Raw genomic sequence first — 19,958 nt, forward strand, 5'->3', positions numbered from 1 at the left:
GTCATTCGCAGGCGGTTTCAAGCGGTATCGCGTGAAAAATTCAGGGGTCAGATGCCTTTCGCGAGCGAATGGGATCTGACCCCTGCAGGGTTGCCGGCCAGCGGCCGGCACTACCGCGCGCGCCGGCCGCTGGCCGGCCGCATCGTTTACTTTTCGATGCCCGGACCGAATTTCAGCTCCGTGCCGTCCTTGAGCTGCAGCTTCTCGGCCTGGCCGGCGTTGAGTTCCAGTACATAACGCGCCGGGCCGCCGCTGGGATAGGGCGGGCACATGTCGCCGGCCGAGCACGGCGGTACGTCGCGCTGCTGGCTGACCAGCCTGCGCTGGCTGTCGAAGTACAGGATGTCCAGCGCGATCCTGGTGTTCTTCATCCAGTACGCCTGCATTTCCTCGCGGTCGTGGATGAACAGCATGCCGTGGTCGGCCGCCATCTGGTCGCGGAACATCAGCCCGCGCGCGCGGGTTTCATCGTTGGTGGCCAGCTCGACCTGGTAGCGGGCGCCGTCCAGCTCGACCCAATGGCGGGCCGCGTCGGTGGCGCAGCCGGCCAGGGCCAGCAGCGGAAACATCAGCAGCGAACGCAACAGCGACATCGTCAGGCTCCTTCGGAAGGGTCAGAGCACGACCGGCGGCTCGCCGCCGACGATCACCACATCGGCGCGACGGCGCGCGAACAGGCCGACGCAGACCACGCCCGGCAGCTGGTTGAGCTCGCGCTCCAGCTTTTCCGGATCGGTGATCTGCAGGTTGTGGATGTCCAGGATCTGGTTGCCGTTGTCGGTGACCACGCCCTCGCGCCAGGTCGGCTGGCCGCCGGTCATGTCGCGGATCTGGCGGGCGACCAGGCTGCGCGCCATCGGGATCACTTCCACCGGCAGCGGGAACTTGCCCAGCACCGGCACCTGCTTGCTCGGGTCGACGATGCAGATGAAGCGCTCGCTGGCCTCGGCGATGATCTTCTCGCGGGTCAGTGCGGCGCCGCCGCCCTTGATCAGGCACTTGTTCGGGTCGCACTCGTCGGCGCCATCGACGTACAGCGACAGGTTGCCGCTGTGGTTCAGCTCGATCACCTCGATGCCGTGCTGCTTCAGGCGTGCGGTGCTCTGCTCGGAGCTGGACACGGCGCCCTTGATGCGGTGCTGGATGCGGGCCAGGGCATCGATGAAATAGGCCACGGTGGAACCGGTGCCGACACCGACGATCATGCCGTCTTCGACGTACTCGATGGCTTTCTCGGCGGCCAGGCGCTTGGCTTCGGACATGGGAAGAACTCTCAGGCAGGGAATCAGGATTTCTTTTCCAGCGACAGCAGCAGCTTCCACTGCGCGGCGGTCACCGGGAACACCGACAGGCGATTGCCCCTGGCAACCAGCGGGAAGCCCTCGCCCAGCTCGTCAGCGTGCAACTTGATCTCGTCCAGCGCGATCACCTGCTTGAGCTTGCGGTCGAAGGCCACGTCCACCAGCATCCAGCGCGGGTTCTCGCGCGTGCTCTTGGGGTCGTGGTAGTCGGATTTCGGGTCGAACTGGGTGTCGTCCGGGTAGGCTGGGCTGGCCACGGTGGCCAGGCCGACAATGCCGGGCACCTTGGTGTTGGAGTGGTAGAACAGGATGCCATCGCCCACCTGCATGCCATCGCGCATGAAATTGCGCGCCTGGTAGTTGCGCACCCCGTTCCAGGGTTCGACCTTGACCTTGGCCAGGTCATCGATGGAGAAGGCGTCCGGTTCGGACTTCATCAGCCAGTAGCGCTTGCGGGCGGTCATGCGTTCACGGGGGCAGCGGAGGGGAACAGGGTGCCGTCTTCGGTGCAGATCGCATCCACCGGCACGTCCCACGACGCCACCGGCAAGGACTCGACCTGCTGCACCGCGAACGCAGCACCGACCAGCCAGGGCGGCGCCGGCCGGTCGTGGCGGAAGGCGAAGCTGCGATCATACCAGCCGCCCCCCATGCCCAGCCGGCGGCACTGTGCGTCGAACCCCACCAATGGGGTCACGACCAGCGCCATCCGTTCCGGTTCCAGGGTGTCTTCCACGGCCACGTCCGGCTCGGGGATGCCATAGCGGTTGCTGGTCAGCGGCTGCCCGGGCCGCCATGGTGCGAAGCGCAGCACGTCGCCGGCCAGCACCGGCAGGCAGTAGGTGAGTCCTTCGGGCAGTTGCAGCTGCCAGCGGTGCAGGGCGATTTCGCCATCCAGCGCCCAGTAGCCGGCCACCGCGCCTTCGCGCGGGGCGAACGGCAGGGCGAGCAGGGCATCGGCAAGCGATTCGGCGGCGGCGATGCGCTCACCAGCGTTAAGGTCACGGCGGCGTTGCCGCAGGTCGTGGCGCAAGGCCTGGCGCGGGTCGGTCATGGCAGCGAGCGGCAAGGATCAGCCGCCATTGTGCCGGAAAGAACAAGGGCGACGCCCGAAGACGCCGCCCTTGCTGGAATATTGCATTCTCCGCAATGTCGATGCATGCGAAACGACCTTGAACCCGGGGGCTCAAGTGGGAACGCTGGAGAACCATCGGGCTTCCCGCTACAAGGCGGACCTGCACTCCCGGCGCTGTCGCGCTCCCGGTGTCGTTCTTAAGGGACAAGGCGAATGTTTGCACATGCCGTCGAGTACCGCAGAGAACGCGTGGCCATTATAGCCAGCACGCAGGATCTGGATAGGCCGTTCGTCGGCAACAGTCCGTGCCAATTCAGATATGAGAAGACGCGTTGTGCACGGTCTTCAGGCGCCGCCGTCGATCGCGCGGTCCAGGCGCCGGTTCAGGTCGGCCAGCGTCTGCTGCAGCGCCACGGCCTGGCGGGCGTTCTCGTCGCGCAGCAGCTGCAGTTCGTGGGCCAGGTTCAGCGCGGCCAGCACGGCGACGCGGTCGACGGCGGCCATGCGGTTGCTGCCGCGGATCTCGCGCATGCGCGCATCGAGCAGGCGTGCGGCGGCCATCAGGCTGTCGCGTTCGTCGGCGCCGACGCCCACGGTGTATTCACGATCGAGGATGCGGACACTGACCGGTTCGGCGCTCATGTGTGCTGCTCCAGGGATTTGAGCCGGCTGATCATCGCTTCCACCCGCGAGCGCGCCTGCTCGTTCTTGGCCAGCAGCGTCGAGCGCTCGGCCACCAGCTGTTCCTGCTGGTGGCGCAGGCTGCGGTTCTCCTCGGCCAGGCGCTGGTTGCGTTCAAGCAACGCGTCCACGCGGGCGGCAAAGTCCTGCAGCTGGGCAAGGGGATCGGCGGGTTCCATGCGGGCACGATAGGCAAGCCGGGTGAGGGCGGTCAAGCGCTGTCGCAGCAAGGCCGGACGGCCACGAGAGGATGCCGCAGGGTTGCTACACTACGGGGTCTCACGGGCGCGCGCGTGCGCACCCCGGGTTTCCTTATTCCGAACGAGCCGCACGATGACCGAACTTCCCTCCGTCGACGACGTTACCCGCGCCAGCCAGGCGCTGGGCCTGGGCGCTACCGCTGCCGAGCTGCACGGCGCGCTGTGCGGCTGGCTGGCCGCCGGCGGCGCCCCCGGCAACGATTGGCCGGCGCGCGTGCTCGCCGACGACACCCTGCCGCCGGTGGCCGCCGACAGCGTGCTGGGGCAGCTGCTGCAGGCCACCATCAAGCAGCTGGAAGACCGCGACTTCGCCTTCGAACTGCTGCTCGCCGACAGCGACGACGTGTCCGCGCAGGCCGATGCCATGTTCAGCTGGACCCGCTCGTTCCTGGGCGGCTTCGGCCTGGGCAGCGGCGGCCGCCGCCCGGCCCTGTCCGAAGAGGGCGAAGAAGCGCTGACCGACATGGCCAGCCTGGCGCGTGCGTCCAGTGAGGATTTCGAGGCCGGCGGCGATGACGACGACGAAGCCCTGTCGGAGATCGAGGAGTTCATCCGCGTGGCGGTGCTGCTGCTGCACGGCGACGTGGTGCTGGCCGCGCGCCATCGGCAGCGCCTGAACTGATGGATATCAGGCAGCGCACCGGCATCGCGGCCGGCGAATACAAGCGTCGCCGCCGCCAGCTGATGGACATGGCTGGCGAGGATGCGATCCTGGTGCTGCCGGCCGCAGCCGAGAAGGTGCGCAGCCTCGATACCCATTATCCGTTCCGCCAGGATTCGGATTTCCAGTACCTGAGCGGCTTCCCGGAACCGGAAGCGGTGCTGGTGCTGATTCCGGGCCGCCGCCACGGCGAGGCCATCCTGTTCTGCCGCGAGCGCGATGCCGAGCGCGAGGCCTGGGACGGCAGCCGCGCCGGCCAGGAAGGCGCGGTAGCGCAGTACGGCATGGACGATGCCTACCCGATCGATGATCTGGACGACATCCTGCCGGGCCTGTTGGAAGGGCGCTCGCGCGTCTACTACCACTTCGGCCGCGACGCCGACTTCGATCTGAAGCTGATCGGCTGGGTCAACCGCGTGCGTTCGCAGGTACGCCACGGTGCGCAGCCGCCCCATGAGTTCCTGGAGCTGGGCCACCTGCTGCACGAGCAGCGCCTGTTCAAATCCGGCGCCGAAGTGGCACTGATGCACCACGCCGCACAGATCAGCGTGCGTGCGCATCTGGCGGCGATGAAGGCCGCCAGGGCCGGCATCCACGAGTATGAACTGCAGGCCGAGCTGGAACGCGTGTTCCGCGCCAGCGATGCGGTCCCTGCGTATTGCAGCATCGTCGGTGCCGGCCGCAACGGCTGCATCCTGCATTACCGCGACAACAACGCGCGGTCGCGCGATGGCGAGCTGGTGCTGATCGACGCCGGCGCCGAGTACCGTGGCTACGCCAGCGACATCACCCGCACCTTCCCGGTGAACGGCCGCTTCAGTGCCGAGCAGCGCGCGCTGCACGACCTGGTCGGCGAGGCGCAGGCGGCGGCGCTGGCCCAGGCCAAGCCGGGCGTGCCCTACGAGGCCGGCCATCTGGCCGCAGTGCAGACCTTGACCGAGGGCCTGCTGCGCCTGGGCCTGCTGAAGGGCACGCTGGAAAAGAATCTGTCCGAAGGCCTGTACCAGCGCTTCTACCGGCACAAGACCGGCCACTGGATCGGATTGGACGTGCACGATGTGGGCGATTACCGCCTCGCCGGTGATTCACGCCTTCTGGAGCCTGGCATGGCGTTCACCATCGAGCCGGGGCTGTACATCGGCGTGGACGACACGACGGTGGAACCGCGTTGGCGCGGTATCGGCATCCGCACTGAAGACGATGTGCTGATCACCGATGACGGCCATCGCGTGCTGACCGAAGGCCTGGCGCGCAGCGCCGATGAGATCGAAGCGGTGATGGCGGGGTAGGGGTTTTCGGCAGGGCTTGCAGCCCTGCACCTGCAGAGGCCACAGCAACAGCAACCGCAACAGCGGCATTCCGTGGGATGGCGGGGTACTGTGGGTTTGCGGGGCCGCCGCAAGTACGTCCTTGTAGGCTTGGTCGCCGCATCCATGCGGCTCACACCCCGCAAACCCACAGTACCCCGCCTTCGACAGGTTCACGCGGCTGTTGGTAGGTGTCGACCTTGGTCGACACAGAGCGAGCGCAGCGAGCGACCCGCTTTTGCTTTTCTTTCTTTCTTCCGTGGTTGGACGCACACGGAAACTGTCAGAGGTGGGGCGGGGTGGGTTCGCGGGGGTGTCCGCGGCATGGATGCCGCGGCCAAGCCTCCAGGGATGGATTCACGGCGTCCCCCGCGAACCCACCCCGCCCCGCCAAGCGCGGCTATTGCTCCAAGCAGCCAACCACGAGGGGCTCAGCCGTTGGCCGCCGCAAACGCCGGCCGCGTCAGGTTGTCCGCCTCGCCATCAGTGCACAGCACTTCGTCTTCGATGCGGATGCCGCCATACGGACGGAAGAAGTCCACGCGGTCCCAGTTGATCGCATCACCGTGGCCAGCGTCCTTCACTTCATTCAACAGCATGTCGATGAAGTACAGGCCCGGTTCGATGGTCACCACCATGCCCGGCTCCAGCACGCGGGTCAGGCGCAGGTACGGGTGGCCCGCCGGGCGCTCGATGCGGCCGCCTTCGTCGCTGGCCGCGAAACCGGCCACGTCGTGCACCTGCAGGCCGATCAGGTGGCCGATACCATGCGGGAAGAACGCGGCGCTGACGCCGGTCTCCAGCGCGGTCTGCGGCGAGACCTTGATCACGCCGAAGTCCTTCAGTACGCCCATCAGCGAAAGATGTGCGTCCACGTGCAGCTGCTTGTAGTCGAAGCCCGGGCGCACCGCTGCGCACATCTGCTGCTGGGCAGCGTCGACGGCGGCGATCATCGCCGCAAACTCGTCGTGGCCCTGCGCGGCGTAGGTACGGGTGATGTCGCTGGCGTAGCCGTGGGCACTGGCGCCGGCATCGATCAGGAAGCTGCGCAGCGGCTGCGGTGCCTTGCGGCCCAGCTCGGTGTAGTGCAGCACGGCGGCATGTTCGTTCAACGCCACGATATTGCCGTACGGCAGCTCGTTGGCGTCCTGGCCGACCGCCTGGCAGTACGCCATGTGGATGCTGAACTCGTCGGCGCCATTGCGGAATGCGGCCTCGGCAGCGCGGTGGCCGCGCACGCCCAGCACCTGGGCCTGGCGCATCAGTGCGATCTCATACGGTGTCTTGCTGCCGCGGTGCCATTCCAGGTAGTTCACCACCGGGGCCGGGTTGTTCGGCACGTAGCTGCCCAGCGCGCTCTGCGGCTCGCCGAGGATCGCGCAGCGCGATGGATCGGCCGGCAGCAGCGCCAGCGCGTCTTCCGGCTTGCGGATGATGTGGATGTCGAAGTGCTCCACCCACCAGCCGCTGGGCGCGTCCGGCACCACGTGCCAGTAGTCGAAGGGCTGGTGGAAGATCACCGCCGGGCGCTTGCCCGGGGTGAACACAATCCAGCTGTTGGGCACGCGGGTGAGCGGCAGCCAGGCCTTGAACTGGGGGTTCACCGCATACGGATAGTCGCGATCATCGAACACCTGGTAGTGCAGGGTGCCGCTGGGCACCACCAGGTGATCGAAGCCGCCGCGGGCCAGCGCCTGTTCGGCACGTCGGCACAGCACGGCCAGGTGGTCGGAATACAGGGCGCCGGGGTCTTGCTGGATCATTGCGGTGGCTCGACACGGAAAACGGCCCTAGATTCTGCCGCATACCGGGAAAAACCGCTGTGCTGGAACCGGCACTCAGGCCGTCGAAACCGGCCCCTCGTCGCTGTCTTCGCCCACCCACTGGCGCAGCAGCTGCCGATGCTCGCGCGACAGGGTGAGGAAGCGGAAGCCGGTCCAGCTCTGTCCGGGGGCGTGTGCAGGTTCGCTCCACAGCAGGTGCACGCCCACGTCGATGTCCTGGTGGCGGCCGTCGCCCAGCGGCAAGGGGAAGCGCAACTGGTACAGCGCATCCTCGCGCAACGGTGCGCTGGCCAGCATCAGCATGCCGGTTTCGGAGATATTGCCGAGCCGGCCCACCACGCTTTCGCGCATCTGGTCGGTGACCGGTACCAGGTCCGAGACCTGGCGGCGCGGTGCGCGGCGGGTGTCCTGCGGCGGTTGGGTGATCATGCGGAGGTCTCCTGCGTATGGCCGGCCGCCAGTGCACGCAATGCGCCAAGGCTGGCCTCCCAGGCACGGTCAACCAGCCGGGCCTTGTCCTCAGTGACCAGCTGCGCCTGGCCGGCGCTGATCTGCCGGGCCAGCGTATCCAGGTCGGTATCGGCGATCTTCTGCCCGCGCGGATTGACCAGCAGGGCGTGGCCGGTCAGCAGGCTGTACCAGGACAGGCGCTGGCGGCGCAGTGTGCCATCGCCGGTATCGATGTCGAACCAGCTGCCGAAGGGCAGGGAGGACAGCTGCTGGTAAGCGGCTTCCTCGGCACTGCTGCGCGGTGTGGCGGGCGTCGTGCCGGCGGCCGTACCGGCGTGCTCGCCCAGGCGCGCGCGTGCCTTCAGGCGGGCACTGAGTTCGGTACGCGAGGTGCTCTCGTCCTCGCCGCCAGGCGTGGCCAGCCTGCGTGCGACGGCGGCGGCTTCCTCGGCGTGGTAGCCGACCTGCAGCAGGGCGGCCTCGACCTCGGCAGCAAGCGTTGCATCGGTGCCGCCGGGTGCATCAACGGGTTGCGCGGTGATGGCGGCGATGCGTTGGGTCTGCTGCAGGCGTTCCTGCCACTGCGGTGAATCGTCGCCGTGGCGCAGGCGGGTCAGGGTGAGGGCATCGGCCCAGGCCTGGCGCAGCAGGGTCTGCACGAAGCGGGGCGGCTCCTGCGCGTCGCAGCACTGGTCGATCTGTGCACTGGCCTGTCGCCGCGCGAGTTCCAGCCGCTCCTTGCCGCGTGCAGCTTCGACATGGCGGCGTTCGGCCAGCTCGGCGCGATGCGCTGCGGCGCGCTGATGCTGCTGCACGTCCTCGTTCGCGCTGGCGAAGGCCTCCGGCGCCCGCGCATCCTGGCCCAGCAGGCCCTGCACGCTCTGCGCCATGCGCTGCAGCAACTGCGGGTCGACGTCATCGTCGCCCAGCCAGTTGGCGCCGACTTCGGCAATCTGGTTGAGCAGTTCGCGCGCGGGGTGCTCGTCGCGCACGAAGAAGCCGGGGTCGGCCATTGCCGCACGTGCCAGCGGTACCTGCAGGCGCGCCAGCAGGGCGGCCGGCACCGGGTCCGGACGCTGCTGCTGCTGCACCTGCTGCATCAGCATGCGCAGCAGGTCGAGGCTGTCGCGGTCGTGGCTGCCCAGCTGGGCCTGCATGCCATGCTCGCTGCGCAGTTGCGCCACCACGGCCGCCTGCAGGTCCGCCACGCCGGTGGCGGCGCTGGACTGCGCCTGCAGGCGTGCGAGGACCGCATCCACGGCCGCGCTCGGCACTGCATCGCGATCCGCAGGTGCTGCGCTGGCATGGCGTGCCTGCTGCAGCAGCGCATGCAGCGCGCTGCCCGTGGAGGTGGTCAGGCCCGGCAAGGCCGCGCCGGCCGTGCTGTCATCCTGGAAAGCGTCCTGCACCAGGCTCGACCAGGAGCCAGCCGGTGCCGATCCGTTCCAGCCGGTCAGTGGCGCGGCGGCACGCTTTGCCGGCTGCGTGGTGCGACCACCGCCCACCGACTGGGTGATGATCCGCCGGGTGCTCGATGAACGCGCCAGATAGGGGGTGTAGACCAGGCCGGGCAGCACGCCGTGCTGGGCCAACAGGGCATTGGCACGGTCGAGGATGTCGCCCAGGCGTTCCAGCACCTGGCGTTCGAAGCTGCGGTACAGCGCCAGCTGAACGTCGACGGCGAGCGAATCCTGTTCGGCAATCCGGCGCAGCATGGCGCACAGTGCCTGCGGTGCCAGCGGCAGGGTGTCGGCCTCGAAGGCCGGTGCTGCCGCCAGTACGCCCAGGCGTTGGCCCAGCAGGTTCAGCGTGTTGGTCGAGCGCAGCGTTTCCCGCCGCACCATCTCGGTCAGCAGCAGGTCGCGGTCCACTTCATGCTCATCGACCAGCGACAGCCCGAGCATGCCGGGCAGCGGCGGCGGCGTGGAACCGGGGCTGGAGTGGGCCGTGGGTTCGCGCAGCCGTATCAGCGCATCGGCCACGGCATCAAGCATGCGGTCAGCGAAATGACCGGAGAAGGCATGCAACTGGCCGCGCTGGGCCATCAGCTCCGCCTGCAGCTGCGGATTGCGCGCGCGATCCGCGTCGTGCAGCAGCGTCTGCTCCAACGCTTCGATGGTCAGGATCAGCGGCGCGGCCAGCGTTTGCCGGCACAGGCCGATCAACGCGCCCAGCAGCTCACGCACCCGCGGTGGCAGGTCGCTGGCGGCCAGGCGGGCTTTGTCGGCAGAGGTAATGGAAAAGACAGCTGACATCGGCGAGCGGTACCCGGATTCCCGCGGATCGATCTTGTGAATCTACCGTGTCGGCCGCAGTCGGCGCTACTTTAGGGTGAACGTGTCTCACGTCCGCTGGGGAGGGACGACGGATGAACGGTGGTGCCGGTCGCTGGCCGGCAACGCTGTCTCCACCGGAGTACCGGCCAGCGGCCGGCGCTACCCGCTACGGCGGAAGGTTTAGTCCTCCAGGAACAGGCTCACCACGTCGTTGGTGAACCGGCGGCCCAGCTCGGTCGGCTGCACGTGGCCCTCCGCCACGTCCAGCCAGCCGCGCTGCACGGCCTCGCCCAGGGGCGCGTCCAGCACGCTGCGCGGCAGCCCGGTGCGCGACTCGAAATCGCGCAGGCCGAAACCTTCGTGCAGGCGCAGCAGGTTGAGCATGTACTCAAACGGCAGCCGCTCCGGCGCGATCACGTTGTCACCACCGAACGAGGCCGGGGTGCCCGCGCTGTCCAGGTAGGCCTGCGGATGCTTCAGCTTCCAGCGGCGCAGCACGTGTTCTTCGGCACCCGAGCTGATCTTGCCGTGCGCGCCGGCACCGATGCCCAGATAGTCACCGAAGCGCCAGTAGTTCAGGTTGTGCGCACTCTGCCGACCGGGGCGTGCGTAGGCGCTGACTTCGTACTGGCTGAAACCGGCCTGCGCCAGCAGCGCCTGGCAGTGCTCCTGCATGTCCCAGGCATTGTCTTCATCGGGAATGCCCTGCGGCGGACGCGCGAAGAACACCGTGTTCGGTTCCAGGGTCAGCTGGTAGTGCGAGATATGGGCCGGTTGCAGTGCAAATGCACGTTCTAGATCGGCCTCGGCACCGGCCAGGGTCTGTTCCGGCAGCGCGTACATCAGGTCGATGTTGACGTTGTCGTAGCCCGCGTCCTGCGCCATCTTCACCGCGCGCTCGGCTTCGCCACTGTCGTGGATGCGGCCCAGGCGCTTGAGCATGGCGTCGTCGAAACTCTGGATGCCGAAGCTGAGGCGGTTCACGCCGGCCGCGCGGTAGCGGTCGAAGCGGCCATGCTCGGCGGTGCCCGGGTTGGTTTCCAGCGTGATTTCGGCATTGGGCGCGAAGCGCAGGCGTGCGCTGGCCTGCTGCAGGAAACGGTCGATCGCTTCCGGCGGGAACAGGCTGGGCGTACCGCCGCCGAAGAACACGCTGTGCACCACCCGGCCCCAGACCAGTGGCAGGTCCTGGTCCAGGTCACGCAGCAGCGCGTCGATGTAGGCATCGAACGGCAGTTCACCCTTGGCCTGGTGCGAATTGAAATCGCAGTACGGGCACTTGCGCACGCACCACGGCAGGTGCACGTACAGCGACAGCGGTGGCGGCACCAGCCGCGGTGGGCTGTCGTGGGCAGCGGAGCAGGCTTCGCCGGGCAGGTGGTTGCAGTGGTCGTGGGCGTGCGGCATGGGCTTCATCGGTAGTGCCGGCCACTGGCCGGCTTCCCTGGTTCGATCAGGCGGCGTCAGTACAGCGTCGCCAGCTGCTGCTTGAGCTGCTGCAGGGCGATGGCACGGTGGCTGATGGCATTCTTCAGTGCCGGCTCCATTTCCGCGGCGGTCAGGCCGTGGGTGGTGTCCAGGAACACCGGGTTGTAGCCGAAACCATTCGTGCCACGCAGCTCGCGGATGATCTGCCCTTCCCAGCGGCCTTCGCAGATCAGCGGCTGCGGGTCGGTGGCGTGGCGCAGCAGCACGATCACCGCGTAGAAGCGGGCGCTGCGCTGGCCGTCGGGCACTGCGGCCATCGCGTCCAGCAGCTTGGCGTTGTTGGCCGCGGCGTTGGTCGGGTGGCCGGCATAGCGCGCGCTGTACAGGCCCGGTGCACCACCCAGGGCATCGACGATCAGGCCGGAATCATCGGCCAGCGCCGGCAGGCCGGTCGCTTCGCAGGCCGCGCGTGCCTTCAGCAGCGCATTCTCGACGAAGGTCAGGCCGGTCTCTTCCACGTCGCCCAGGCCCAGTTCGGCGGCCGAGGTGATCTGCAGCGGCAGGTCGGCGAGGATCTCCTGCATCTCCACCAGCTTGCCGGCGTTGTGGCTGGCCAGTACCAGTTTCTTCATTGACGGGGCTCCAGCAGGTCCCAGGTGTTGCCATACAGATCGCGGAACACCGCGACCGTTGCATAGGGTTCTTCGCGCGGCGCTTCCAGGAACTCGACGCCGGCGGCCAGCATCGCCGCGTGGTCGCGGTGGAAGTCGTCGGTGTTGAGGAAGAAGGCGACGCGGCCACCGGTTTGGTTGCCGATGCGGCTGCGCTGTGCCTCGTCGCTGGCACGGGCCAGCAACAGGGCGGCGGCGCTGCCGTCGGTCGGGCCGACCACCACCCAGCGCTTGCGGCCCTGGTCGATGTCTTCCAGCAGCGTGAAGCCGAGCTTGCCGGTGTACCAGGCAATGGCTTCGTCATAGTCGGCCACCACCAGGGTGGTCAGGGCAAGGCGCCGGTTCATGCCGACAGCGCCGCCTGCTGCGCGGCCAGCAGCTCGGCCACGCCCTTTTCGGCCAGGCCCAGCAGCGCGTCCAGTTCATCGCGACGGAAGGCGTGGCCTTCGGCGGTGCCCTGCAGTTCGATGAAGCCGCCACCGTCGTTCATCACCACGTTCATGTCGGTGTCGCAGTCGCTGTCTTCGGCGTAGTCCAGGTCCAGCACCGGGGTGCCGCGGTACACGCCCACCGACACCGCCGCCACTGCGCCCAGGATCGGGTTGCGCTTGATGTCGCCACGCTTCATCAGCACGTTCACCGCATCGACCAGGGCCACGTAGGCGCCGGTGATGGCGGCAGTGCGGGTGCCACCGTCGGCCTGCAGCACGTCGCAGTCGAGGGTGATGGTGCGTTCGCCCAGCGCGTTGCGGTCCACGCACGCGCGCAGGCTGCGGCCGATCAGGCGCTGGATCTCCAGTGTGCGGCCGCCCTGCTTGCCACGGGCCGCTTCACGGTCGCTGCGGGTGTGGGTGGCGCGCGGCAGCATGCCGTACTCGGCGGTGACCCAGCCTTCGCCCTTGCCGCGCAGGAAGCCCGGCACGCGGTTCTCGACGCTGGCGGTGCACAGCACACGGGTTTCACCGAAGCACACCAGTACCGACCCTTCGGCGTGGCGGGTGAAGCCGCGTTGGATGACGACCGGGCGGAGCTGGTCGGGCTGGCGGCCGCTGGGGCGGGAATCGGACATGGTGCGGGGTTCCGTAATGGCGAGGGAGTACGCCGCCACGCCCGCGGCCTTCACGGGGCGGGCAAGGGGGCTCTGGTGAGGGCGCTAGGGTACCATTCCCCCTTTGCACGCACCGGACACATTCCATGATTCGAAGCATGACCGCCTATGCCGGCGGCGAGCGGGTCACCCCGTGGGGCACGCTGGGCTGCGAGCTGCGCTCGGTCAACCACCGCTTCCTGGAGGTCGGCACCCGCCTGCCCGAAGAACTGCGGGCGCTGGAACCGCAGCTGCGCGAGCGCATCGCCGCACGCCTGAGCCGTGGCAAGCTGGATCTGGTGATGCGCCTGCGTGCACCGGAGGCAGCGGCCAACCTGCAGGTGGACGAGGCCCTGCTGGGCCAGCTGGGCCGCCTGGCGCACCGGCTGACCTCTGATTTCCCCAATCTGCAGGTCAGCTTCACCGAGCTGCTGCAGCTGCCCGGCGTGACCCGCGGCGAGGCCACCGATGCCGCCGCCCTGCAGGCCGAGGCACTGGCCCTGCTGGACCAGGTGCTGGAGGGCTTCGTCGAGGCCCGTGAGCGCGAAGGCGGAAAGCTGTCGGCGGCCATCAGTGAGCGCGTGGACGGCATCGAACGCATCGCCATCGAAGTGCGCACCTTGATTCCGGCCATTCGCGACGGCCAGCGCGCCAAGCTGGCTGCACGCCTGGCCGACCTGCCGCACCCGGTCGATTCCGGCCGCGCCGAGCAGGAACTGGTGCTCTGGCTGCAGAAGCTGGACGTGGATGAGGAGCTGGATCGCCTTGGCAGCCACATTGTCGAGATCCGCCGCGTGCTCAAGCAGCGCGAGCCGGTCGGTCGCCGCCTGGACTTCCTGCTGCAGGAGTTCAACCGCGAAGCCAATACGCTGGGCTCGAAGTCGGTGGACAGCCGTACGTCCAATGCCGCGGTGGAGCTGAAGGTGCTGATCGACCAGATCCGCGAACAGGTGCAGAACATCGAGTGATGCTGCATCCCGCGGTACAGCAGGGGCGTCTTCGGGCGCCCTTGTCGTTTCAGCGCATCAGCGCACGCTGACGCCCGGCGTTCCCTCGCCCAACCGTCCCACCACAGCCGCCTGGCTGAACCCTGCGTCGTGGAAGCAGGCCAGCACCGCGTCCACCGCTTCAGGGGCGCAGGACACCAGCAGCCCACCGCTGGTCTGTGGGTCGGTCAGCAGCGGCTGCCAGTGTGCCGACAACCCATCGGCGAAACGCACCTCCGCACCATACGAGGCCCAGTTGCGATTGGAGGCGCCGGTCAAGCAGCCGCGCTGCAGCAGGTCCAAGGCCTGCGGCAGCAGCGGGATCTGCGCGCTGTCCACTTCGGCGGCAACGCCACTGGCCCGGCACACTTCCAGCAGGTGGCCGAGCAGGCCGAAACCGGTGACGTCGGTCATTGCGTGCACACCGTCCAGCGCGGCCAGCGGCACGCCCACGGTATTCAGGCGGGTGGTCGACGCGATCATCTGCTGGTAGCCCTCGGCATCCAGCACTTCTTTCTTCAGCGCCGACGAATACACGCCCACGCCCAGCGGCTTGCCCAGCACCAGTACATCGCCGGCGCGGGCATCGGCATTGCGCCTGAGCCGCTGCGGGTCGAGCACGCCGATCGCGGCCAGGCCATAGATGGGTTCCACCGAATCGATGCTGTGGCCTCCAGCGACCACGATGCCGGCATCGGCGCAGGCACGCTCGCCGCCCTGCAGGATGCCGCGGATGGTCTCCTGCGGCAGCGTGTTGATCGGCATGCCGACGATGGCCAGCGCGAACAATGGTCGTGCCCCCATCGCATACAGGTCCGACAGCGCGTTGGTGGCAGCGATGCGGCCGAAGTCGAACGGGTCGTCCACAATCGGCATGAAGAAATCGGTAGTGGCGACGATTGCCTGGCGATCATCGAGGCGGTACACCGCGGCGTCGTCGCTGGTCTCGCGGCCGACCAGCAGTTCGGCCGGTGCCGGAAGCGCTGGCACGCCCCGCAGCAGTTCGGACAGCACGCCCGGCGCGATCTTGCAGCCGCAGCCGCCGCCGTGTGCCAGCGAAGTCAGTCGTTGCGGGGCATCGGCCGTTGAAGGGGCGGGGGACTGCGCGTGCGTGGCCATGCCGACATCTCCTGCGGAAACACCAATGGCGGAAGGCAGCAGGAGTCGAACCTACCAGGGAACGATCGACGCCCCCTACTGGGTTTGAAGCCCAGCCGCATGCCCGGATGCGCATGCCTTCCGAAAGTACGGCGGCACCGGTGGGCTCATTCGCGGGCTGCGTTCCACTGCAGGTCGCCGCGCGGCCGATGCTGGTCACCGACGCGTCGAGTGTAGCCAACGCGGTTGAAGAACTCCAAGATCTGGATGCTGCGCTTGCGGCCCAGGCCGATGGCATCGCGGAAGGTGGCCGCATCCACCGTGCCGGTGGCCTGCGACAGCTGCGCGACGATCGCGGCCAGCTCGGCAATGCGGGCCGGTGCATAGAACAGGTCCGGCACCACCTGGAACAGTTCGCCACGCGCAGTGGCGCGGCGCAGGACGGCGCGGACCTCGTCTTCGGCCAGACCGGCGTCGGTGGCCAGCGTGCGCACCCACGGTGGATCAAAGCGACCGGCGTGCAGTTGCGGCAGCACGCGTTCCAGCAGAAGTCGCTCGCGTTCCGGCGGCGCATGGTCATGGCCGGGCAGGCGCCACCAGGCGCCCACGCGCTGCACGCTGCCGTCGTCCAGCAGGCCCTGCAGCAGAGCATTCCACAGGCTCGTTGCAAGCGCGGGCAGCGTACTGCGCTGCAGGCGCCCGCTATCAACACCGGGTTCATCCGGACGTCGCTCGTGCCAGCTGCGCAGCGACATGGTCACCTGTTCGCGAAGCGCCTGCCAGTGCGAAGCAAGGATGACCACCGTGTCTTCGCGGGTGACGATGCGCTGTGTGTCTGCAGGCAGATCGATCCGGTCGGCCGCGCGCCGGCAGTAGCGTTGCAGGGCGGCCATGGCTATGCCGAAGGAAGCCTGCTGCAACAGCGGACCGATTCCAGCACCTGTGGCCAGCTGCTCCAGTGCGCCCAGCCAGGCGAGCCGTGCCGGGCTGCGCCGGCGCCGCTGTGGTGGGTCCGGATCGAGCACGATGCCACCGCCCAACGTGCGGATCGCCGCTGAATCACGGGCGATGAAGCGATCACCACACATCGCGCAGACCGGGGCATCGAACACCAGCTGCACCAACTGTCCATCACCGTGATCGTCGTCCTCCAGCAGCACCACATGGGCCTGCCGATGCATCGTGCCCCAGTGGATGTGCAGCGGCGCCCAGTCCCGCAACGGTGCGGCCAGTGCGGAAAGCCGCAGGCGTACGTCGACGCGACGGGTCGCCCGTAGCGCACGTGGATCGGCGATCCAGTCGCCGCGGTGGATGTCGTCGCGGGCGATGGCGGCCAGGTTCAACGCGCAGCGCTGCCCGGCCATGGCGTGTTCGCTGGCCTGGTTCTGCGCGTGGATGCTGCGTACGCGCACGTCCGTGGCGGCCGGCATCAGCTGCAGATGCTCACCCACGGCAGCGATGCCGCCGTGCGCTGCGCCGGTCACCAGCGTGCCGTGGCCGGCCAGCGAGAACACGCGGTCCACCGGCATGCGGAACAGCTCGCCGCGCAGTTCGGCCTGGCGCGTGTTGGCGTCGTCCGACGCCCACGCGTGCAGCTGGGTACGCAGCGCGTTGATGCCAGCATCGTCGGGTACGGTGCTGTTGCAGGCGAATACGGGGGAATCCTGCAGCGGCGTTCCGGCCAGCAGCGCGGCGATCTCGATCTCGACCCGGGCGATGCGCGCGGCGTCCACGCGGTCGATCTTGGTCAGGGCGACTGCACCGCGATCCACGCCCAGCAACTGCAGGATTGCCAGGTGCTCGCGGGTCTGCGGCATCACACCGTCGTCGGCGGCGATCACCAGCAGGGCGACATCGATGCCGGTGGCGCCGGCCACCATCGTATGCACGAAGCGTTCATGGCCCGGCACATCGACGAAACCCAGCGTCGCCTCGGCATTCCCTCCGCCTGTGTTCTCCACCGGGACATAGGCATAGCCCAGCTCGATGGAGATGCCGCGTGTGCGTTCTTCCTGCAGGCGATCGGTTTCGATGCCGGTCAGTGCGCGCACCAGGCTGGTCTTGCCATGGTCGATATGCCCGGCGGTGCCAACGATCATGCCTGCAGCGTGCTCCATTGCGCGAGGAAGGCGGCTTCGTCAGTGGGTTCCAGGCAGCGCAGGTCCAGCCAAAGCGCGTCATCGGCAATGCGGCCCAGCACCGGCCGCGGCAGCTGGCGCAAGCGCTTGGCCAAGCGATCCAGCCCGCCGCGGCGCGCGCTGGTAACGCGCAGTCCGGCGCTGGCCAGCTGCGCCTGTGGCTGCGCGCCGCTGCCGATCTGGCTGTACATCGAAGCCCGTTCAAGCGCATAGTCGGCGGCCAGCGACGCGCGCATCGGCTGCAGCAGGCGGTGTGCCTGCTCGTCGATGTCATCCCGCAGGCGCGAAAGGCTGCGCAGGGTCGGCAGCCGCAGTGCCAGCAGTTCCGGTTCGCGGTACAGGGCCAGCACGGCTTCCAGTGCGGCCAGGCCCATCTTGTCCATGCGCAGCGCCCGCTTGAGCGGGTTGCGGTTGATCCGCGCGATCAGGTCGGCGCGGCCGGCGATGATCCCGGCCTGGGGGCCGCCCAGCAGTTTGTCGCCACTGAACGAAACCAGATCGGCGCCGGCCGCCAGTGCTTCCTGCACGGTGGGCTCGTGCGGCAGGCCGAAGGCCGCCAGGTCGCACAGGCTGCCACTGCCCAGGTCCACCACCAGCGGCAGGCCGTGCTCGTGCGCGATCGCAGCCATTGCCGCAGTGTCGACCTTGGCGGTGAAACCGGTGATCGCGTAGTTGCTGGCATGCACTTCCATCAGCAACGCGGTACGGGCGCCGATGGCATGGGCGAAGTCGGCCGGGTGGGTACGGTTGGTGGTGCCCACTTCCAGCAGTCGCGCGCCGGCGCTGCGCATCACATCGGGAATGCGGAAGGCGCCGCCGATCTCCACCAGTTCGCCGCGCGAGACGACCACCTCGCGGCGGTTGGCCAGGCTGTTGAGCAGCAGCAGGACCGCCGCCGCATTGTTGTTGACCACGGTGGCGGCTTCGGCGCCCGTCAGTTCGCAGACCAGCGCCTGCACCCGTGCATCGCGGTCGCCGCGGCGGCCGCGGGTGATGTCGAATTCCAGATCGACCGGCGCTGTCATTGCGCGGGTGACCGCCTGCACGGCGACATTGGGCAACAGGGCGCGGCCCAGGTTGGTGTGCAGCACGGTGCCGGTCAGGTTGAAGATCGGCTGCAGGTCCAGCCGTGCATCGGCCGCCAGTGCGGCGTCGAGCGCCGCGACCAGCGACGGGCCGTTGATGGCCTGTTCGAGGCGTTCGGCCGAGAGCTGCGCGGCGCTGATACGGTCGCGTAGTTCCTGCAGGTGTGCGCGCAGCAGTTGGGTGATGCGGCTGCGGCCGTGGCGTTCGATCATGGCCGATAACGCAGGCAGGCGCAGCAGCCGGTCCAGCGAAGGCAGGGCGGCGGCCGATGCCGGTGTGGCGTGCGAGCGTGGCATAGGTCAGTCGCCGTCGGATTGCCACAGCAGCGGGTTCTGGCTGGCGCGCGCATAGCCTTCCTCGGCCAGCAGCAGGTCCAGCGCCAGCGTGCCGAGGTCATCGGCCACCGGCTCCAGTGACGGATCTTTCTCCAGGTACAGGATCTTGCGATAGCTGTGGCAGTGGTCGCAGGTCTCGGCGCGCACCGCACTCTCGCGCACCGCCTCGCCGCGGTCACCGTCCACATCGGCCAGGGCGCGATAGGCAATGTCCTTGCCTGCGGCGCCGCACTGGCTGCACTGCACGCGCACGTAATGCCACTGGCAGGCACACAGCGAGCACGACAGGTAGCGATAGGCGGCGTAGGGCGGGCGCGCCTGCACCACGCTGGCCACCGGCAGCGTGCCACAGAGCGGGCACAGCCCCGGTGCATCGGCCAGCGGCTTCAGGTCGGTCGGATGGAAGCTGGCGGCGAGCACCGCCCAGTACACCTGCAGCGCGTTCATCACCAGCAGCGCAGCGACGGCGTCGACCGAGGGCGCGTCATCGCGTTCCAGCACCGCATGCGCCTGTGCATCCAGCCACGCATCATCAGCAGCCGCGACGCGCTGCAGCTCCTGCCGGGTTTCCGCAGGCAGCCCGGCCTCGTCGGCACAGTGCCGGCACAGCGTGCGCAGCCAGTCGCGCCAGCGCCCATCCAGTTGCAGCGCGTTGGCCGGCCGCAATGGCATGCCGGCGCCGGCCGCCGCGCTCGACTGCTGTGCACGCGCCTGTGCCTGCAGGTCCTCGCGTTGCTGCGGTGTCAGATCCTCCAGCAGCGCCTGCTGTGCATCGGCCAGCGCCGCCAGCAGCTGCAGGTAGCCGCCGATGGCACTGTGCGCGGCGAGGCTGCGCAGGCGTGCCGCGCGCGTAGCAAACAGTGACTCGGTATCAGGCAGGATGATGCGCGGCACATCGCGCGAGGCGAGCGTCTCGATCTCACCGGGTTCAAGGATGCGTTGCGCCATGCAGGGCCAGCCAGAAGAACCAGGCTCCATCCTCGCTGTTGTCGGCGCTGGCGTCCAGCGTGTTGCCGGCCATTTGAAAGGTTGGGGTCAGATCCGTTTTCCACAGGAAAACGGATCTGACCCCATCGGTTGGTTGAAAGTGGATCCCGAGCGCTGGTCGGGATTCGATCAGTGCCGACCAACGGTCGGCACCCACCGACAGATCGCGGCCAACTGTCGAAGGCGGGGTGGATCCGGTTGCGGGAGCGTGAGCCGCATGGGCCCGAGGCATGCCTCGGGCGGGTTGGGCAGGACGCCCAACCCCGGTCTTGCCGCGTGCGCAGGATTGCGCACACGAGCAAGCGGCGACCGAGCTTACATGGGTGAGGGCGCTTTGCTTGCGAAGC

21 protein-coding genes, 1 tRNA gene and 1 other RNA gene are annotated in these 19,958 nt (G+C 68.4%); 3 read left to right on the forward strand and 20 right to left on the reverse strand.

The window, feature by feature from the left end:
• Positions 1–146 precede the first annotated feature (146 nt).
• The 7 genes from AC5P5V_RS15520 to AC5P5V_RS15550 form a co-directional block, all read right to left on the reverse strand.
• Positions 147–593 carry a DUF192 domain-containing protein gene (locus tag AC5P5V_RS15520; RefSeq protein ID WP_134969428.1) on the reverse strand — a complete coding sequence of 149 codons (447 nt, stop codon included), beginning with the start codon at positions 591–593 and terminating at the stop codon, positions 147–149.
• A gap of 21 nt (positions 594–614) precedes the next feature.
• A complete protein-coding gene (gene rpiA, locus AC5P5V_RS15525) occupies positions 615–1,262 on the reverse strand; it encodes a ribose-5-phosphate isomerase RpiA (protein WP_005419003.1) in 648 nt (215 codons plus the stop codon).
• A gap of 23 nt (positions 1,263–1,285) precedes the next feature.
• Positions 1,286–1,765: an EVE domain-containing protein gene (locus tag AC5P5V_RS15530; RefSeq protein ID WP_061480756.1), complete on the reverse strand. Its 480-nt coding sequence runs from the start codon at positions 1,763–1,765 to the stop codon at positions 1,286–1,288.
• Positions 1,762–2,355, reverse strand: coding sequence for a 5-formyltetrahydrofolate cyclo-ligase (locus AC5P5V_RS15535; RefSeq protein ID WP_032954483.1), 594 nt, complete (start codon positions 2,353–2,355; stop codon positions 1,762–1,764). Before AC5P5V_RS15535 ends, AC5P5V_RS15530 begins: the two co-directional genes overlap by 4 nt.
• 83 nt (positions 2,356–2,438) lie before the next feature.
• A non-coding RNA gene (gene ssrS / locus AC5P5V_RS15540) (6S RNA) lies at positions 2,439–2,624 on the reverse strand.
• 97 nt (positions 2,625–2,721) lie between these two features.
• Positions 2,722–3,018, reverse strand: a complete 297-nt coding sequence (locus AC5P5V_RS15545; RefSeq protein ID WP_180877994.1) for a cell division protein ZapA — start codon at positions 3,016–3,018, stop codon at positions 2,722–2,724.
• Positions 3,015–3,236, reverse strand: coding sequence for a TIGR02449 family protein (locus AC5P5V_RS15550; RefSeq protein WP_005418996.1), 222 nt, complete (start codon positions 3,234–3,236; stop codon positions 3,015–3,017). The genes AC5P5V_RS15545 and AC5P5V_RS15550 overlap by 4 nt, the downstream gene beginning before the upstream one ends.
• A 154-nt stretch (positions 3,237–3,390) precedes the next feature.
• Here AC5P5V_RS15550 and AC5P5V_RS15555 point away from each other — a divergent pair, with 154 nt between their 5' ends.
• Positions 3,391–3,939, forward strand: coding sequence for a UPF0149 family protein (locus AC5P5V_RS15555; RefSeq protein WP_005418994.1), 549 nt, complete (start codon positions 3,391–3,393; stop codon positions 3,937–3,939).
• Positions 3,940–3,944: 5 nt separating this feature from the next.
• Positions 3,945–5,267, forward strand: coding sequence for an aminopeptidase P N-terminal domain-containing protein (locus AC5P5V_RS15560; RefSeq protein WP_134968839.1), 1,323 nt, complete (start codon positions 3,945–3,947; stop codon positions 5,265–5,267).
• 449 nt (positions 5,268–5,716) lie between these two features.
• Here the strand turns inward: AC5P5V_RS15560 and pepQ are convergent, their stop codons facing one another.
• The 7 genes from pepQ to rph form a co-directional block, all read right to left on the reverse strand.
• Entirely contained in the window at positions 5,717–7,048 is a 1,332-nt protein-coding gene (pepQ, locus tag AC5P5V_RS15565; protein ID WP_231352281.1) for a Xaa-Pro dipeptidase, read from the reverse strand.
• A gap of 75 nt (positions 7,049–7,123) precedes the next feature.
• Positions 7,124–7,498: a PilZ domain-containing protein gene (locus AC5P5V_RS15570; protein WP_005418979.1), complete on the reverse strand. Its 375-nt coding sequence runs from the start codon at positions 7,496–7,498 to the stop codon at positions 7,124–7,126.
• Complete coding sequence (locus AC5P5V_RS15575) at positions 7,495–9,774, reverse strand: DUF1631 family protein (protein ID WP_134968831.1); 2,280 nt, start codon at positions 9,772–9,774, stop codon at positions 7,495–7,497. Before AC5P5V_RS15575 ends, AC5P5V_RS15570 begins: the two co-directional genes overlap by 4 nt.
• A gap of 201 nt (positions 9,775–9,975) precedes the next feature.
• Positions 9,976–11,202 carry a radical SAM family heme chaperone HemW gene (hemW, locus tag AC5P5V_RS15580; protein WP_134968832.1) on the reverse strand — a complete coding sequence of 409 codons (1,227 nt, stop codon included), beginning with the start codon at positions 11,200–11,202 and terminating at the stop codon, positions 9,976–9,978.
• Positions 11,203–11,258: 56 nt separating this feature from the next.
• Positions 11,259–11,855: an RdgB/HAM1 family non-canonical purine NTP pyrophosphatase gene (gene rdgB, locus AC5P5V_RS15585; protein ID WP_134968833.1), complete on the reverse strand. Its 597-nt coding sequence runs from the start codon at positions 11,853–11,855 to the stop codon at positions 11,259–11,261.
• Positions 11,852–12,241 (reverse strand): VOC family protein, encoded by a 390-nt coding sequence (locus tag AC5P5V_RS15590; RefSeq protein WP_134968834.1) that lies wholly within the window; start codon positions 12,239–12,241, stop codon positions 11,852–11,854. Before AC5P5V_RS15590 ends, rdgB begins: the two co-directional genes overlap by 4 nt.
• Positions 12,238–12,963, reverse strand: a complete 726-nt coding sequence (rph, locus tag AC5P5V_RS15595; protein WP_049426699.1) for a ribonuclease PH — start codon at positions 12,961–12,963, stop codon at positions 12,238–12,240. The genes AC5P5V_RS15590 and rph overlap by 4 nt, the downstream gene beginning before the upstream one ends.
• 125 nt (positions 12,964–13,088) lie before the next feature.
• Here rph and AC5P5V_RS15600 point away from each other — a divergent pair, with 125 nt between their 5' ends.
• Complete coding sequence (locus tag AC5P5V_RS15600; RefSeq protein WP_134968835.1) at positions 13,089–13,949, forward strand: YicC/YloC family endoribonuclease; 861 nt, start codon at positions 13,089–13,091, stop codon at positions 13,947–13,949.
• A gap of 57 nt (positions 13,950–14,006) precedes the next feature.
• Here AC5P5V_RS15600 and selD read toward each other — a convergent pair whose 3' ends face one another.
• The 6 genes from selD to AC5P5V_RS15630 form a co-directional block, all read right to left on the reverse strand.
• Positions 14,007–15,086 (reverse strand): selenide, water dikinase SelD, encoded by a 1,080-nt coding sequence (gene selD / locus AC5P5V_RS15605; RefSeq protein ID WP_134968836.1) that lies wholly within the window; start codon positions 15,084–15,086, stop codon positions 14,007–14,009.
• 26 nt (positions 15,087–15,112) lie between these two features.
• Positions 15,113–15,208: transfer RNA gene (locus tag AC5P5V_RS15610), tRNA-Sec, on the reverse strand.
• 24 nt (positions 15,209–15,232) lie between these two features.
• On the reverse strand, positions 15,233–17,164 hold the full coding sequence (gene selB / locus AC5P5V_RS15615) for a selenocysteine-specific translation elongation factor (RefSeq protein WP_134968837.1): 1,932 nt from the start codon (positions 17,162–17,164) through the stop codon (positions 15,233–15,235).
• Complete coding sequence (gene selA, locus AC5P5V_RS15620; protein ID WP_061480718.1) at positions 17,161–18,585, reverse strand: L-seryl-tRNA(Sec) selenium transferase; 1,425 nt, start codon at positions 18,583–18,585, stop codon at positions 17,161–17,163. Before selA ends, selB begins: the two co-directional genes overlap by 4 nt.
• Before the next feature lie 3 nt (positions 18,586–18,588).
• Complete coding sequence (gene fdhE / locus AC5P5V_RS15625; protein ID WP_154351356.1) at positions 18,589–19,572, reverse strand: formate dehydrogenase accessory protein FdhE; 984 nt, start codon at positions 19,570–19,572, stop codon at positions 18,589–18,591.
• Positions 19,553–19,958: hypothetical protein (locus AC5P5V_RS15630; protein ID WP_308141611.1), on the reverse strand; the 406-nt coding region annotated here is incomplete at its 5' end. The genes fdhE and AC5P5V_RS15630, both read right to left, overlap by 20 nt.

This window comes from Stenotrophomonas sp. YJH_SMC_130, from assembly GCF_059369035.1.